The organism is Labrys sp. ALF-8 (assembly GCF_059699065.1).
In genome coordinates, this window is the sequence record NZ_AP048537.1 from 1,161,572 (window position 1) to 1,177,932 (window position 16,361).

Consider the following 16,361-nt stretch of genomic DNA (forward strand, 5'->3'; position numbering starts at 1 on the left):
ATGCCGCACTTCGCGACGATGACGCGCGCAACGATTTGTTGACCGAACGAACGGGGCGCTTGGTCAACCAGACGGAAGTTCATCTCACAATGTGATTTTAGACAACAGAATGGAGAAAGCTAAACGCCCATTAGGAGGGACACGCCTATTCGTGGCGGCGCTGACGCAGCCTGGATGGACCTACCCGGCCTGGCCGATATCGAGCCGTTCGAACTTGCCGCCGGCACCGACATGGAACTTGAAGAAGGTCCTGAAATTGCCCCACTGGTCCGAATGATACTGGCCTGTGACAGACAGGCCGCCCTCTTCCACCTCGTCGATGCTGGTAAAGCGCTCATGGCCAAGGGCATCGTTGCTGAAACCGAAGAAGCTCCGCGGATTGCCGTCGTCGGTCAGTTCGGCATCGGACGCGAAGGCCGCGAGCCAGCCCGCCTTGTCGCCCTTCTGGAAAGCGTCGAGTGCGGCCCGCACGGCGGGATCGGCGATCTTGCTCAAATCGGTCATGGCTTACTCCGAGAGGGATTGCTGCGCCAACGCGGGAGAAGACACCCAGGAATAGGCGATAGAATGACATATCCAGCAGGCGAGACGTCAGGGCATATCTCGCGCGCATGTATCGGGCCTAATGTCCGAATTCAGCCCTGGCGGCCGTACTATCGGCGCATCCTCCTGAGCCCTTGGATGAAGGCATCGCCCAGCCGGATCCGTGCTACGCACTCTCACGCCCGGGCATCATGCGCAGGAGCACCCCGTCCTTCAGCGCGTAATGGTGCACAAGCGCCGCAAGCGCATGCAGGCCCGCGAGGCCGATGATGGTCCAGGCGACGATGTTGTGCGCATCGCCCAGCAGCGGGCGCAGGCCGGCATCGACCGGTATCGAAGGGATCGAGAACAGTCCGAAGAAATCGAACTCCTCGGCCTGCGCCCAGCGCCAGAGGAACCCCAGGGCGATCTGGGCGGCAAGCAGAAGATAGAGGGCCAGATGCATCAGGGACGAGGCTCGCTCCTGCCAAACGGGCAGGGTTGAGGAGAGTTCGTATCGGCGAGCCAGCCTCCAGAGAATGCGCACCGCCATCACGGCCGCCAGAAGAATACCCATCGAGATGTGCAGCGACTCCAGGCTATGGCGCAAGGCCATGCCGCGCGGGAGGAAACCCCTCAGTTCAATGCTGACGAAGAGCGCGATGACGAGAAGAGCGGTGAGCCAATGCAGCGAGATCGTGAGTCCGTCATAACGGGATCGGGGGCGGCTGGAAGCGATGGTATCGGTTGTCACGTGGAATTTTCCTCTATGGCGCCGCATGAACACCCCGGTCAGGCGGCCATTCGATCAACAGGACGTGAGAATGGCAGGATCGCAACCGGACCTGCCACGCTCCAAGGCCGCACCCTACCGCAGGATCTTTGCCAAAAATCCACACCTCGATTTCGGCATATTGCTCCGAGACGTTGTATGGCGAAGGCAGTCGACACCGGGGATTGGGCTCCGACCCGGCGGCCACGAGACAAACTCAGGCGGGAGCCGGGTCTGAACACCCGTCCCGAAACGCCGCCTCCCATAGGTGAGAAACGTCTAGAGCAAAGCGCGTCTAGGTAGAAACGCCGCTTTTCTCTAACTCTCTGTTTCTCGACGCGTCTTTGCGTTTTGCCGATTCCGTCAAAACACAAAACGCTCTAGCGAGGGTTTCTTATACCAGAATTAGGCCGTATTCAGCGGCGCTCTCCACGAGGAACCCGGCCAGGGATTGCGCCAGGGTGGAGGGGGCGAGCAGGTCATAGCTGCCTTCGTCCTGGCCGTGGTGCACGACGACGGTGACCTGCGCCATCACGGTACGCCCCACGCTGCCCGGGCCGAAGACGCGCGGGTGCAGGTCGAGGCGGCAGCCCTTGGCGAGAGCATCGCGCGCCCTGGAGCCGGAGATGGTGAGGGCACCGAAGGCAAAGGACTGGTCGATCACCGAGGCCGCCTCCCCCGCCGCATGCCTGAGGCTGACGGCAAGTCCCCCTGGACGCCCATGCTCATCCAGCAGTAGCCAGCTTTGGGGCCCCGTGGACAGCGCCGCCAACGGTCCGGCCCTGCTCGCCCGGCCCGCCTCGGGCAGGTCCAGTCCGAAGTGGGCCTGCAGGGCGCTGCGCAGTTCCAGTTCTCGGCCCTTGCGGGCCTTGAGTTCGGCGACATCGGGGCTGCGCTCCACGAGACGCACAGCGCCGATCCTTTCCGAGGCCCTGTCCGGAATGAGAGGATGGCCGCCGGGCGGCGTCGCGCGCAGGAGAAGTTTCTCGATGTCACCAACAGGTGACGCGTCCTTCACACGCTCGTTCTCGGGATCGACGAAGTGCGGTGGAACGACAGTCACGTCGCAGGCCCCGCCCCTCACGGGATCGGCGGCATGCAACACCTTGCCGACCTGGTCCTGTCCGCCCGCCAGCAGGGCCAGGCCGATGAAGCCTCCCCCCTCGGTCACGGGACAGGCCGCCGTGACGAAACCGAGACTATCCCTGCTTTCGGCATTCTCCAGCAGATGAGCGCCGGCCCGCAGCTTCTTTTCGGGATCCGTGACCTTGACGCCGACGAGCGACAGGCGTTGCGGATCATTGAGCCCGCTTCGCGCCGCCAGCACCTTGCCGATGAAGTCGCCCTTCTTCTTGAGCATTCGCCCGAGGCCGAGGTCCGTCGCCGTAGTCTGCCCGTTCAGTTCGCTGCCGGCGACATGACCCTTCTCGATACGCATCAGGTTGAGCGCATCGAGCGCGTAGGGCCTGATCCCGAACGGCTTGCCGGCTGCCAGGATCGCTTCCCACACGGGCTCGGCATGGCCGGAGGGGATGCTGACCTCGAACGCCATCTCCCCCGAAAAGGAAATGCGGAAGAGGCGCCCGGCCACGCCGGCGATCTTCGTCTCGGCCACCGCCATGAAGGGGAAGGCCGCGTCTTCGAGGTCGAGATCCACGATGCGCGCGAGCACGGCGCGGGATTTCGGCCCGGCCACGGCAAAAGTCGACCACTGGTCGGCGACATTGGTGATCTGTACGTCGAGATCGGGCCACGCCGTCTGGAGATGGAATTCCAGATGTTCCAGTACCAGCCCGGCATTGGCCGTGGTGGTCGTGACGAAGTAGTGGTCCTCCGCCAGGCGCGAAGTGGTGCCGTCATCCATGACGATGCCGTCTTCACGCAGCATCAGGCCGTAGCGCGCGCGCCCGACCGGCAGGGTCGAGAAGGTGTTGGCGTAGATGCGGTCTAGGAAGATACCGGCGTCGCGCCCCTGGATGTCGATCTTTCCAAGGGACGAAGCGTCGGTGACGCCGACACCCGCGCGTACGTTGCGAGCCTCCGCCAGCACGGGCGTCCAACTCGTGTCCCTGGCCGGCGAATAGACGAGCGGGCGCAGCCACAGCCCGAGCTTGACGAAGACGGCACCGTTGCGGGCATGCCAGTCATGCAGGGCCAGGCGGCGTTCCGGCTTGAAGTGCCTGCCGATCTCCCCGCCCGCCAGCGCGCCGAAGGAGACGGCCGAGACATAGGGCCGGAAAGTCGGCAGGCCAGTTTCGGCGATGCTCTCGCCCTTCGCCTGCGCCAGGATCGCGCTGCCGACGAGACCGCCGGTCTTTCCCTGGTCGGTCGCCATGCCGAGCGTGGTGTAGCGCTTGGCGTGCTCGACATGGGAGTATCCCTCCCGATGGGCGAGACGCAGGTCATCGGCCGTGACGTCGTGCTGGAGATCGACGAAGGCCTTGGCGCGGCTTTGGATCCCAACTTCCCAGAAGGACGCGAGCGGCGTGAAGGAGTCGGTCTCGCCGGCCGGCGCGTCGGCGATCTCGATCCGCTCGTTACCCCTGGCCGCGAAGGTTGCGCGTGCCTCGTCCCATTCAAGCTTCAGCCCCGCCTGGCTGGCCAGTTGAACCTGGGGATTGAAGCCACCCGACACGCAGACGAGATCCGTCAGCAGCATCTGCGGGCGCCCGCCGCCGGCTATCGGTGCGATGGTGACGATGTGGAGCGGCGCGCCCTCGGTTGCCATGATCTGCGAACCGAACCAGACAGGAAAGCCTTTTCGCTCGGCCGCGCGACCTGCCATCGAATCCGGCCTGACGTCCACGATCCCCGCGATCTCGACCCCGGCTTCCGCCAGGCGATCCGCTGCTTCATAGGCCCTGTCGTTGTTGAGAAAGAACACGACCTTGCGTCCCGGCGCGACACCGTATCGGACGGCGTAGGCCGCGGCGGCGGAGGCCAGCATCACGCCCGGCCGATCATTGCCGGGAAAGGCGATCAGGCGCTCCAGCGCGCCGGTGGCGAGGACGATGCGGCCGGGGCGAATGATCCATTGGCGCTGCCGGACGCGATTCGCGCCCGGCACGGAAAGATGATCGGAAACGCGCTCGACCGCACCGGTCACGAGGTTGTCGTACAGGCCGAAAGCAGTGGTGCGCGTGAGAACGGTCACCTCAGGCATGGCGGCAAGCTCCGCGAGCCGGGTGGCCAGCGACTCGCCGGCCGATGGATCGAGCAGGGCGGAACCGCCGGGGACGAAGTCCTGTTCGAGCACCATCACCCGCAAGCCCTCTCGGCCGGCGGCGAGAGCCTTGTCGAGGCCGGCGGGACCGGAGCCCACCACCAGCAGGTCGCAATGCGCATGCATGACGTCGTAGCGGTCGGGATCGGCTGCAGCTGCCGCCCGGCCGAGGCCGGCCGCCCTGCGGATCATCGGCTCGTAGAGCGCTTCCCACCAGCGGCGCGGCCACATGAAGGTCTTGTAGTAGAAACCCGCCGGCAGGAACGGCGAAAGGAGGTTATTCAGTGCACCGACATCGAAGGAGAGCGACGGCCAGCGGTTCTGGCTGCGCGCCTCCAGTCCTTCGAACAGTTCGATGGTGGTGGCCGGGATGTTGGGTTCGCGCCTCGCCCCGCCACGCAGTTCCACCAGCGCCGAAGGTTCCTCGGGACCCGCCGTATAGACGCCGCGCGGACGATGATATTTGAAGGAGCGGCCGAGAATGCGCACGCCGTTGGCGAGCAGCGCCGAGGCCAGCGTATCGCCAGCAAAGCCCTGATACGCCTTGCCGTCGAAGCGGAATGACAAGGGCTTGCCGCGATCGACCCGGCCACCCTCGGGAAGGCGATGGGGCCCGCTCATGAGCCGGCCTCCGGGGGCGCGAGTTCGTCGCCCGGCAAGCCCACGGCGTGGATCACATGGCTGACGGTGTGGCGCACGACCTTCAGCACCTGCCGGCAGCCGGCGACGTGCTGCCACCATTCGAGATGCCAGCCTGCCGGGTTCGCCCGATCATAGACATAGGCGTGGAAGGCCTCGGCACCGGCCTCGCCGGAAGGCCGGAGTATGCTGGCGTCCCCCCGATAGCGGAATTCGAATTCGTCACGGACACCGCAATGCGGACAAGCGATCCTCAGCATGGGAGCAGGCCCGCGGCTAGACAAGGCGAGGCGTTCGGGAACACGGCGCATCTCGCTCTCGGTCCGCGCATTCGGTCTAACCGCATCTCAATGCATCCAGGCATAGGGTCCCACTCCGCGCTCGTCGATCATCCGGCCCGTGCGGAAGCGATCGAGGCCGAAATGGGCGATGAGCGGATGGGGCTCACCGGTGGCAACCAGATGGGCGGTGGTGAAGCCGCCCGCGGGGATGGCCTTGAAGCCGCCATAGCACCAGCCCCCGTTGAGGAAGAGATTGGCAACCGGCGTGGCGGAGATGATCGGATTGCCGTCGAGCGACATATCCATCGTCCCGCCCCACTGACGCAATACGCGAAGGCGCCCGAGCGCGGGCATCAGCGTGAGGCCCGCCGCCAGAACATCCTCGACCATCGGCAGGCTGCCGCGACGGGCATAGCTGTTGTAGCCGTCGAGCGCGCCGCCGAAGACGAGCCCTCCCTTGTCCGATTGGCTGACATAGAAATGTCCGGCCCCGTAGGTGACCACGCAATCGATGAGCGGCTTGACGCCCTCGGAGACGAAGGCCTGCAGCACATGGGTCTCGATGGGGAGGCGGAAGCCGGCCATCTCGGCCAGCCGCGAGGAATGACCGGCAACCGCGAACAGCACCTTTTTCGCCCCGACGAACCCCCGGCTGGTCTCCACGCCGGTCACGGCATCGCCCTCGCGCCTTATGCCGGTGACTTCGCAATTCTCCACGATATCGACGCCGCGCGCATCCGCCGCCCGGGCATAGCCCCAGGCCACCGCATCGTGCCGCACCGTACCGCCCCGCCGCTGCAGGAAGCCGCCGATGACCGGAAAACGGCCATTGTCGGTATCGATAAGCGGCACCAGGCGCTTCACCCCTTCCTTGTCGAGCAGTTCCGCATCCACGCCCTCGAGCAGCATCTGGTTGGCCCGTCTGGCGAGTTGGTCGCGCTGGCCATCGGCATGAACGAGATTGAGCGCGCCGCGCTGAGAAACCATGGCGTTGTAGTTGAGTTCCTGCTCCAGGCTTTCCCAAAGCTTGAGCGAGAAATCGTAGAAGCGGATATTTTCCCTGGAAAAGTAATTCGAGCGGATGATCGTGGTGTTTCGTCCGACGTTGCCGAGCCCGATGCCTCCACGCTCCAGCACCGCGACATCGGTCAGACCGTGCTTGCTGGCAAGGTAATAGGCCGTCGCGAGTCCATGCCCGCCCCCGCCGACGATCACGACCTCGTAGGAGGGCTTTGGTGAAGCCTTGCGCCAGGCTGGCCCCCAGCCGCGGTGACCGCGCAGAGCCTCTGCGAGAAGGCGAAATCCGGAATAACGAACCATGGGTCTCGGGCGAATGCCGTTGTGGTTCACGGCATAGAGCACGAAGCGGGGAGGAGGCAACCGGATTTGCAGCGGGCATCGAGCGCAACTCGGCCTCGGCCCTCCGGAAGAGGTGCCGCAAGTCCAGCAATTTCCCCCGGTTTTTCCGCAACTCCGATCTTGCCCCCGCCCGAACAAGTCTATATGTAGCGCCCGACCAGCTGCGGAGAGGTGGCAGAGTGGTTGAATGCACCGCACTCGAAATGCGGCATGGGGGCAACTCCATCGGGGGTTCAAATCCCTCCCTCTCCGCCATTCTCCCATCCATCGTTGTTCGCTGACATCCGATAACCCCTTGTGATTACTTCACTGGGGCGCTTTGTCGTGTCGTGTTCATTCGTGGGCATGCGCCGGAAGTTGGGCATATCCTCGGGATGACACTGAGTGGCGGACAATCGCAAGGCAGATTGATCGGCCCAACGCCAGGTCGGTGACGGGTTTGTCGGTCCGGGGCCAGCATGCTGATAGCGGAGGCCTCTATCTGGTTGTGGACCATAACGGGGCCAAGCGCTCGCCCTTGGTCTTCCGCTGGCAGGGAAAGCTGGAGGAGATGGGTCCCGGTGGCTTGCCCGCTGTGTCGCCGGCCAAGGCCCGCGGCACGGCGAAAGAGGCCCACCCAAGTCGCAGACGGTATCAACCCGATTGAGGCGCCAGATAAGTTGGGCTGACCGCAAGCAGGCATCGGCGATCCGAACATCTTTTTGATGACGTCAGATAGCGCTTTTGATGAATTACGCGGTTATTGGCTTCACATGCAGTATATCGCTGCCGGCTGGTAGGGGCGCTCACCGGCGTCTCCTGGACGACGCCGAACAAGGCCTCCGGTGAGGAGAACGCGATCATGACGCTCATCGTCGACAAGATCGGGGCCGGGTTCATCCTCGACGGCTATGACAATGCACCTGAATACGGGAAATATCAGATGGTTCCGCTCGACGGGACCCGGACGCTCACCGTCAAGACCGACAAGCTACCCGTCGATGTCGAGGTTTCGAAAAACAATGCGCGGGCGATCCTGATCGGCAGGTTTCGCAAAAAGGGCGGCGGTGCTATTCCCGGGATCGAACCGTCGCGCATGGCGAACGACATCGTGTTCAGAATTCCCGGCGGCACCGAAGCGCAATTTGACGTCCAGGGCCAGGCTTTCGCCAACGCCTTTATCTCGGTCAACGAGGTCAGCAGCAGCGCCGACGACATCACCTTTTCGGACGGCATCATTATCGGCGTCAAACCGAAGATCACCAAGAAAGTGGCATTCGTCTACTTCTCCGACATGCGGGGAGACGTGAAGAGCCTGTTCACCGCCAAGGGCATCAATCCGCGCGATGTCATGGCCAAGGCGAACACCTCGTTTCTCAGCCAATTGAATATGGAACTCCAGGAGATCGAACCGGGAAAGCCTATCGACGAAGTCAAATCGGCGCGCGACTTCGGCAACCCTATCAACGTCGACGCGATCATGTCCCCGGAGAAGGACAAGGCCTCGTTTGTGATGACTTCGGAAGTGTTCCTGAACTATCCAAGGCTGTTTCCTAGCACACATTTCGTCTTTCTGTTGACGAGACCAGTCACCAGCAAGTCGCAGTCGGATGTCATCGACGTCAACATCAGGTTTGCGACCAATACGAATGTCATCTTCTTCACGCCCTCCACCTCGAACGTGGACGAGACCATGAAGGCATTCATGCACGAAACGGGTCATGCCTGCGGCGCCCAGCACGTTACCGCCCGGGCGTCGATCATGTTTCCTCACCTGGGACCTTTCCTGACCATGCGGTTCCTGGGCGAGCATGTCGAGTCGGTCCACAATATCGGGCCTGTGTTCCCTCTGGCCACATGAGGTCGGCTATGGCGCTTCGTGCTTATATCTTCCAGGGCGATACGGCGCTCGAGGCGGCCGCCGTCGCCAACCCGTCTCATATTCTGGAAGGCCATGCCGGCGAGCATGTCGGCAAGATCCAGGAAGCGCTCATCATGCTCGACGGCGCCGTCATCGCCGATGCCGAGCGGCTCACGAAGTACTATGGCCCGACGACGTCGAAGGCCGTGCTCAACTACAAGACCAAGCGAGGCATCATCAACAGGTCTTACCAGAATGCCGCGGACGCCATCGTCGGCATCATGACGATGAAGGCGCTCGACGACGAACTCTTTCAATTCCAGCAATCTGCCGATTTCAGTGATAGCGGCTGCAAGATCTGCAGCCAGCAAGGTAGCCATCGCAACTTCCTGGCCGTCAATCTTCTCAAGCGCCTCAGCGCCCAGGCGTGATCGGGTTCCCCCAGAGGGGGAGCATTTCATTCTGACAAAATACAAAGGTCGGCCAGACGCTCCGAGAGGGCACCGAGTAGACCGCCTCCGGGTTCCGGTACTGCCCACTCATTTCGAGCCACCCGCATCAGGTCACCCCTTCGGGTGCGTCAGCTTTGCCTTATGCCAGTCCAGTTCCCGCTGATACTCTTCTGCGGACGTTCGGGCGAGTTCCAGCGTTTCAAAGACACCGAGGAACTTGCGTTCGCCGTCGCAGATCACGAAGCACTCGCCTGAGCGCTGGTCGAAATCGACGACCATCTCGTCAACGGCGGAAGCCGGTTGCGCTGGCTGTTTGCGAAGGCGGACCCCGGCCCCTTCACCATTCTCCGCGACGAAGATGACACCGGCCGTCTCCAGCGCACGCTGAAGCTTGTCCATCGTCTCGACTTTCGTCGAAAGCGGACCTGCTCCCGGTTCCAGCCGCTTGATTGTCGGCAGCGATACGCCGGAAGCTTCCGCGAGGCGATCCTGAGACCAGCCCAAAAGGGCCCGCGCTGCTCTCAGTTGGGAACGTTGTATGATGCTAATGGCATCACCCATGATTCTTATGAGTTGGGGGTGTCTCGCATCGCCGATGATGCATAGGGTATCACAAACGATACATAGGAACAATTTCCAAGGCGAGACACGCCATTTCGGCGACCGCTACGGGCTCCCCCAAGCATTCCGCCCCAACTCGTGCTCCCAGCGCAGCGACAGCCGACGAATACGGATCACCGAGAAGATGCGGAGCGGGCATTCGCACGCCGGAAATCCGAGCCGCCGCAAAAGTGCCGGCTTCATGCCGACCAGTGACGCCATGACCACCTCTGAAAATTCTGGCCCGCGCGGATGAAACGGTGGCGCGTCCCAGGTGATCCAATCGCGGCTTTCGTGCGTAAAACGATTCAGGCGCGGGCGCCGACAAACTCATGAGGCAGAAATATCAAGTCGAACCAATATTTTAGATCCGAGGAACGAGGTATCCAATTGCTGGACCTGATTTCAGTCGACACAGAGTATGATCTCGAAATTCCATCCCACCTCCTTCTCGACTCCATCGTGATTGGTGTGGAACTGGTACCGAACGACGCCAGCGTTGTTTTCCTGGGATGGGACAGCGATGGCAATTTGAGCCGCGTCAACGTAATAGGCAGCCAGGAGCGCCTGTCGTTGCCCTTCATTCATCGCCACATCGCCGCAAAAGCCACAAGTCCCGTCTTGACCGTGGTCGTCTCCCTTCTCGGCTTCAATACGGCCCCCGGAAAGCCTTTCAGGCCTCCCCAGAGAATTGGCTCCTATGTTTCGGACAAGGTGTCTGCGCCTCCCCGCGTCGAGCAGCAACGGGGTGTGAGACCGCCTGCGGGAGAGAAAGCCTGACCGTGCAAACCCTCCAACGCATCGCGACGATCGATCCGCGATGCGTTTTCCTGCCGCGCGCTTCACGCTTCAGGGCATCGGTGCTATATCGGCAATGCGTTGGACAGACCGACAGCCCGATAGAGGCACAAGGGGCAATGCTGCCGGCGCCCGGAGCCGGCTACGCAATAGCCACGCGCAGATCCTGGCACCGCCGCACATTCCACGTTCAACATGAAGGCATTTCATTGGGCAAGAGGCGCGTCCTTACTCCGGCATTGATGGGCGCTCTCGCTTTCCTGTGTTCGGCCGCGAGCGCCGAGCCTGTCACCTTCAACGGCCACGGCATAAGCCTCCATGGAGAACTGCTGAAACCTGAGGGAGCGGGACCATTTCCCGCCATTGTCGCCCTCCACGGTTGCGCCGGCCTGTACGGTCGAAACGGCGAGTTGTCGGCGCGTCACGCCGAGTGGGCAAAGCGTCTGGTGGAGAGGGGTTACGTCGTTCTTTTTCCCGACAGCTTCGGTTCGCGGGGAGCCGGACCTCAATGCAAGGTCGAAGACCGAGTGACACGGCCGGCCAAGGAGAGACGCGACGATGCCTTCGCGTCCAAGGCCTATCTGCAGACCCGGCAGGATGTCAACGCGCAGGCTATCTCCCTGTTAGCCTGGTCGAATGGCGGCTCGACCGTGCTCTACACGGTTGGCGAAAAACGCCCTGCCTGGGATGAGGGACCCGATTTCGCGAAAGCCGTCGCCTTCTATCCAGGCTGCCGTCTTCCATTAGCCCATGGCGATTGGCATGCCCGCATCCCGCTGTTGATCCTGGTCGGCTCCGCTGACGACTGGACTCCCGCGAAGCCATGCGAGGATCTGGCAAACCAGGCGCGGGCGAACGGCGAACCGGTCTCGATCGTCGTCTACCCTGGCGCCTACCATGATTTCGATCATCCCCACCTCAGGGTTCACGAAACGGATGATCTTGCCTTTACGGCGGATGGCGGGGGCTCCGCTCATACGGGGACGGACCCGGCCGCGCGCGCCGATGTCCTGGAACGGGTGCCGGCCTTCCTGGCGCAATGAGATCGAGTTGCGTGGCCGGAACACGATGATGCGGTGATGGGCTCGCCGCCTGGAGAAACGAAGCGGCACACCCGAAGCGTTCGGCTGGAGCCGGTAGACGAGCGCTCCGGCATCCGGATAAGAACATGGTGTTTCAGCGCGGGCATTCACCGTCCCGTCGCAGTGCGGCAAAAATAGTCGCACAGATAGCCGACGAGCCGATCTTCAACTTCCTTCGGGTAATGAAAACCCTCGGGAGAGGTCGATAGCAAATTCATCGTGGCGTTGGCTTCGAATATCAGAAGTTTGCCGTCTTCGGTGATATCGAAGTCCATGCCGAAGATTTCCAGCGGCATGAGTTCCGCTACCTTATGGAGCTTTTCGAGAGCTGTTTTTCCAAGCTCTTTCTCCGGTTCCATGACAATATGGTTGGCGTAAGCCAATATGTCCGGATGATCGCGATAGAAGGCTTGCCGAACCGACTCGTATCGGGCGCGCACGTTCCAGTTATCGCTATAGTCCGCACGGATGATGATCGGGTGGCCGTCGACGAAGGCAGCCCTTATGCTTCGCGACAGACCGTTTTCGTGACGAGATGAAATATACTCAATAATATAGAACTGATTTTCATTGAGGAGATCTAACGTTTCGTTCAATTCCTTACGGTCATTGATCAGCCAGGTTCCTTTGCCCATCTGTTGGAAGACCGTGCGCAGGATGAGAGGATAGGTGTAGCGGCCCTCGATGTCGTCAATCAGGAGGCCACGCAGATCACGCGAACTGAAGTAGCGCGAAATCCTGGGAAAGATGATCTCTGGGTGATTGGCAAAGCGCTCGGAATTCTTCTGGCGGGTCGCGCCCACCGCGAGCTTTGGATGATTGATAACCTTGACGCCGAGATTGTCCTCTACCTCGCTCACGATGCGCAACGTGTCGTTTGCCATCAACTGCTCGGCGTTGACGATATTGTTCAGGCCGAGGGCCGGACGGGGCATTTCACGCATTGCCGTCATCGCCGTGGGCGAATCCGGAAAAATCGAGATGAAGCGGAAACGATCTGCCAAGGCTTGCGCGAGTTGGGACGGAAAGTTGCCGCTGTAATGCAGCAAGTACGGATCACTGAAACTGTTGATCGCGATCGGAGCCTTGTTGAACACTGCCAGGACAAATTCCTGGGAAGGGCGGGCTTCAGCCAGCAAGGTCGGCATCGCGGCCGCAAATCCGGCCGACGACTTCAAGCAGGTTTCCCTGTCCTGGCGGTCATGGGCCAGGGAAGCTCGCAGAATGTGGAGATTGGGCTGGGCCTCGTCGGCGCCGAAATCCGCAGCCAGCAGGGCCGACGCCTCCTCATGCTGGCCGACCTGATACATCAGTTCGCCCGCAATGAGCGCGTAGTCGATATCCGAGGCGAGAAGCCCACGGAACTGGCGTGCGACTTCAGCCGCGACCTCGGTCTGATCAAGATCCTTCAGGCCGATCAGGAGGCTGAGAACCGTATCGCGTTCGACGGTGTCCGGCTGTCTTCCCGCCGGCCAGTCCGGCAGCCGGATTTGCGATGCCACATCCCGGGCCTCACCTTCGCGTCCGCTTTCAATCAGCAGCCCAAGAAGATTGTTGAGATTGCGATAGGCGACCGGGGCAAAATGACTTTCAGCCAGGCCCTGTCGCAGCAGCCGCTCGGCTGCCGCGAGGTCTCCCATCTGTTCGCTGGCGACGCCAAGCAGGCCGAGAAGGTCCGCGTCGCCTGGCCGTTCCACGAGAAGGGCCCTGTACGCAGCAGCCGCTTCGACGACCCGGCCGGCGCGGTGAAGCGCGAGAGCGGCGTCGCCATTCGCCGCTTGCGTGACTGTCATGGAAACACTCCTTGGCTGGTGCGGATTTCTAGGCTGTAGTGACAATTTAAGGGCTTTGGGATTCCCAGGAGAGCGCAAATCAGATTCAAAGCTATCTTTTGGAGGAGAGCTTTGGAAGGCGAGGTTTTGCGAGACGATCAATGGGAGCGGATCCGGCCCTTTGTTCCCGGCGGACGCAGGGGCAAGCGTGGCCCGCGCAGCGATGGTCGCCGTTTCTTCGATGCTCTTTTGTGGCTAGCGCGGTCAGGTGGGCGTTGGCGTGATCTGCCGGAGCGGTTCGGTCCGTATCAGAGGGCTAAGCGGCGCTATTATCGTTGGATCGAGGCAGGTGTCTTCGATCGCTTGTTTGAAGCCGCGGCCGAATATCCTGACCTGGAGTGGGTGGCTATCGATGCCACCGTTATCCGGGCGCAGGCCCAGGCCGCTGGTGCGCGGCGTAAAAGGGGGGATCTGAAGCCCAGGCTCTCGGCCGCTCGCGAGGGGGGGTTGGCACCAAACTCCATGTTGTCGTAGATGCACTGGGACTGCCCGTGCGCTTCGAGATCGGCCCTGGCCAGCAGAATGACATGGCGCCAGCCTGCGACTTGATCCAGGGCCTGCCGGCAAGTCAGGTGATCGCCGACCGGGCCTATGATGCCGATCGGCTGCACGACATTATTCTCGACCAGGGCGGCGAGCCTGTCATTCCGCCCCGCCGCCACCGCAAGTACCAGCACCGCTACGACAAGATTGCCTATAAGAACCGCTGGGGCATTGAAGGCTTCTTCGCCAAACTCAAACAATGGCGGCGCATTGCAACCCGATACGACAAACGGGCCGAAAACTTCCTCGGCTTCGTCAAAATCGCCAGCATCATGCTATGGCTCAAATGATTAATTTGTCACCACAGCCTAGAGCAAAGCGCGTTTAGGTAGAAACGCCGCTTTTCTCTAGCTCTTTGTTTTTGGCGACGAGATCGCTTCGCCTTCCGGCCTATACGCAGGAATCGATGAATGCCGGAGTTCCACGGTGAGGCAGCCGTTCGCCGCCTACCCTCCGATGCCGTCGTTCCGTTTGGCCGCCTCGTCGGCGAGATGGAGCTTGAGCTTGTCGATGGACTGCGGCGACCAGTCCCGGGCCGCCAGTACGGCGGACCAGGCTTCGACATAGTCCTGCGGTGCATAGACGTGTCCGTGGCCAATCGGAATATCCGTGGCGACGCCCATGTCCAGGGCGAGCTGCAGCATCGTCACCACAGGGTACCAGCGCAACTGGGGCGAGACATCGGGTCCCCGTGGCGAAGCCATCCAGCTCGGCTGGCGATAAGCGTCGCGGAATTTGAAGAAGACGATCGGGTCACTCGCATATTGGAGATAGACGACCCGAAGCGGTCCCCAGGGTGTATCCGGCGCTACGGCGGACCCGTTCTGATTTACGAACCGGACCAGGGCGCTGTCCCGAAAGACAGGGAGCCACTCGGGAGTTCCCGGATTTCTCGAATCGGTTACCGAACGCCAGATGCGGCTTTCGAAGGGCGGCCCGCTCCAGAGCGCTCCGTTGATCGGGTCCGCAATGATCTCGAACAGTCCGGTCGACCTCTCGGAGTTCATCGCGCCGAGGCTCAATCCATGCAGATAGAGTTTCGGACGTGCAGTCTTGGGCAAGGTCGTCCAGTAGTTGTAGATCTGGAGAAACAGAGCGCGGGCTGTCTCCGCCCCGTAGTCGGGTTGCGCCAGGAGGGACAGCGGACTGCTCAGATAGGAATATTGCACGGCGACGCTGGCGACATCGCCATGGCTCAGGTATTCGACCGCGTCCATGGAGGCTGGGTCGACCCAGCCAGTGCCGGTGGGCGTGATGACGATGAGGGCAGACCTGCTGAAGCCCCCCACTCTCTTCAGCTCCTCCAGCGCGAGCCTGGCCCGCACTTCAGGATCGGCGGCGGCGCCGAGCCCGACATAGACCCGGATCGGCTCCTTGGCTGGCTGGCCGGAAAAATCGCCGATTTCACCGGCACTGCGCCTGCCGACGATGAATTCGCGGCCCGCGCGGCCCAACTCGCTCCATCTGAGCAGGGAGGCGGGACTGCCGGTACTGCTGCTTTCCGTCGGCTGCGGCCGCTCTGGCTCCAGCAACGCATCATAGCTGGCGTATGACCGGTCGAGGATTCCGAAGGCGGTTTCGACCACGAACTTGTTGGCAAGCATCCAGACCAGAACCGCGGCGATGCAAAAGCCGACCGTATTGGCGACGCGCCGCGGCAGGAAGCGCCTGACGAGTCGAATGGCCAGGCGGACGAGAGCGGCGAAGAGCCGAGCCAGAACAAGAGCCGCGGCGAAGGTCGCGATCGCCACCAGGCACAGTTTCAGCGGATATGCCGCCTCCACGGGCGGAATGCCCATGGCGGACCGTATGGAGTTCTGCCACTCGGCTGAACGCCACAGGAAGCCGGCCACCACGGCGAGGCAAAGGAGGCAGGCGATGATGTTGGTGGTGGACCGCAGCCGCGGCGACATGTCCGGAATCTCGAGATACCGCCAGAGCCACCGGCTACCGACGCCCAGACCATAGCCGATGGCGAAGCAGGCGCCGGCAAGCACGCCCTGCGTCAGATAGGTCCGCGGAATCAGGGTCGGCGTCAGCGAAGCGGCAAAGAACAACGCCCCTGCGATCAAACCAAGGCCCGACAGAGACCGCCGAAAGTCATCGATCATTGATGCCCGCAATCATATGGATACCCGCCTGTCGATAGGCCTGCAGCCCGGTGCCCGCCCTTGAGAGGGATCGGGCACCGACGTGCAGGTGAGCAACATGTATATTCAGAGATCGGGAAACTTGAAAGTCGGCGCGACCTCGAACTGGTCGTTTGCCATGCCGGAATACAGTGCCGTTCGGGTCCAAATCTCACGGCGTCATTCGCCGAGACTTCGGCCGACCTCGCCGTTCCTTATTGCCCCGGCGGCCGATATATCCGAGAAAATCGATTATTACGCGAATGCATGGAACAAAACGCTCCTGTAA

The 16,361-nt window shown here is 62.0% G+C and carries 14 protein-coding genes and 1 tRNA gene; 7 read left to right on the forward strand and 8 right to left on the reverse strand.

The genetic code is table 11. From position 1 onward, the window contains the following. Positions 1-180: 180 nt before the first annotated feature. The 5 genes from AC6H34_RS05320 to AC6H34_RS05340 form a co-directional block, all read right to left on the reverse strand. On the reverse strand, positions 181-504 hold the full coding sequence (locus AC6H34_RS05320) for a nuclear transport factor 2-like protein (protein WP_448151001.1): 324 nt from the start codon (positions 502-504) through the stop codon (positions 181-183). Between the two features lie 205 nt (positions 505-709). After that, positions 710-1,276, reverse strand: coding sequence for a cytochrome b (locus AC6H34_RS05325; protein WP_497538121.1), 567 nt, complete (start codon positions 1,274-1,276; stop codon positions 710-712). 412 nt (positions 1,277-1,688) lie between these two features. Next, positions 1,689-5,138 (reverse strand): 2Fe-2S iron-sulfur cluster-binding protein, encoded by a 3,450-nt coding sequence (locus AC6H34_RS05330; RefSeq protein ID WP_497538122.1) that lies wholly within the window; start codon positions 5,136-5,138, stop codon positions 1,689-1,691. After that, a complete protein-coding gene (locus tag AC6H34_RS05335; RefSeq protein WP_497538123.1) occupies positions 5,135-5,467 on the reverse strand; it encodes a sarcosine oxidase subunit delta in 333 nt (110 codons plus the stop codon). Before AC6H34_RS05335 ends, AC6H34_RS05330 begins: the two co-directional genes overlap by 4 nt. A gap of 36 nt (positions 5,468-5,503) precedes the next feature. Next, entirely contained in the window at positions 5,504-6,757 is a 1,254-nt protein-coding gene (locus AC6H34_RS05340; RefSeq protein WP_497538124.1) for a sarcosine oxidase subunit beta family protein, read from the reverse strand. Positions 6,758-6,961: 204 nt separating this feature from the next. On the opposite strand from AC6H34_RS05340, the gene AC6H34_RS05345 reads away from it, so the two are divergent. The 4 genes from AC6H34_RS05345 (at position 6,962) to AC6H34_RS05360 (ending at position 9,067) form a co-directional block, all read left to right on the forward strand. Further along, a tRNA-Ser gene (locus tag AC6H34_RS05345) sits at positions 6,962-7,051 on the forward strand. A 175-nt stretch (positions 7,052-7,226) separates the two neighbouring features. After that, positions 7,227-7,442, forward strand: coding sequence for an Arm DNA-binding domain-containing protein (locus tag AC6H34_RS05350; RefSeq protein ID WP_448150996.1), 216 nt, complete (start codon positions 7,227-7,229; stop codon positions 7,440-7,442). 276 nt (positions 7,443-7,718) lie between these two features. Further along, complete coding sequence (locus tag AC6H34_RS05355) at positions 7,719-8,636, forward strand: zinc metalloprotease (protein WP_497538125.1); 918 nt, start codon at positions 7,719-7,721, stop codon at positions 8,634-8,636. An 8-nt stretch (positions 8,637-8,644) separates the two neighbouring features. Beyond that, entirely contained in the window at positions 8,645-9,067 is a 423-nt protein-coding gene (locus tag AC6H34_RS05360) for a peptidoglycan-binding domain-containing protein (RefSeq protein WP_497538126.1), read from the forward strand. Positions 9,068-9,199: 132 nt separating this feature from the next. Here the strand turns inward: AC6H34_RS05360 and AC6H34_RS05365 are convergent, their stop codons facing one another. Beyond that, complete coding sequence (locus tag AC6H34_RS05365) at positions 9,200-9,649, reverse strand: helix-turn-helix domain-containing protein (RefSeq protein ID WP_448150993.1); 450 nt, start codon at positions 9,647-9,649, stop codon at positions 9,200-9,202. Between the two features lie 429 nt (positions 9,650-10,078). On the opposite strand from AC6H34_RS05365, the gene AC6H34_RS05370 reads away from it, so the two are divergent. Continuing rightward, a complete protein-coding gene (locus AC6H34_RS05370; RefSeq protein WP_497538127.1) occupies positions 10,079-10,468 on the forward strand; it encodes a hypothetical protein in 390 nt (129 codons plus the stop codon). A 260-nt stretch (positions 10,469-10,728) separates the two neighbouring features. After that, on the forward strand, positions 10,729-11,529 hold the full coding sequence (locus AC6H34_RS05375; protein ID WP_497538128.1) for a dienelactone hydrolase family protein: 801 nt from the start codon (positions 10,729-10,731) through the stop codon (positions 11,527-11,529). A gap of 146 nt (positions 11,530-11,675) precedes the next feature. On the opposite strand, the gene AC6H34_RS05380 is transcribed toward AC6H34_RS05375, so the two are convergent. Further along, on the reverse strand, positions 11,676-13,361 hold the full coding sequence (locus AC6H34_RS05380) for a tetratricopeptide repeat protein (protein ID WP_497538129.1): 1,686 nt from the start codon (positions 13,359-13,361) through the stop codon (positions 11,676-11,678). A gap of 111 nt (positions 13,362-13,472) precedes the next feature. Between AC6H34_RS05380 and AC6H34_RS05385 the strand changes: the two genes are divergently transcribed. Beyond that, positions 13,473-14,233 (forward strand): IS5 family transposase gene (locus tag AC6H34_RS05385; RefSeq protein ID WP_497538130.1). Its coding sequence is split into 2 segments (ribosomal slippage): positions 13,473-13,800 and positions 13,800-14,233, totalling 762 coding nucleotides; the frame shifts between segments, so codons are not numbered across the junction. A gap of 156 nt (positions 14,234-14,389) precedes the next feature. Here AC6H34_RS05385 and AC6H34_RS05390 read toward each other — a convergent pair. Next, a complete protein-coding gene (locus AC6H34_RS05390) occupies positions 14,390-16,054 on the reverse strand; it encodes an alpha/beta hydrolase (RefSeq protein ID WP_448150989.1) in 1,665 nt (554 codons plus the stop codon). Between the last annotated feature and the right edge of the window lie 307 nt (positions 16,055-16,361).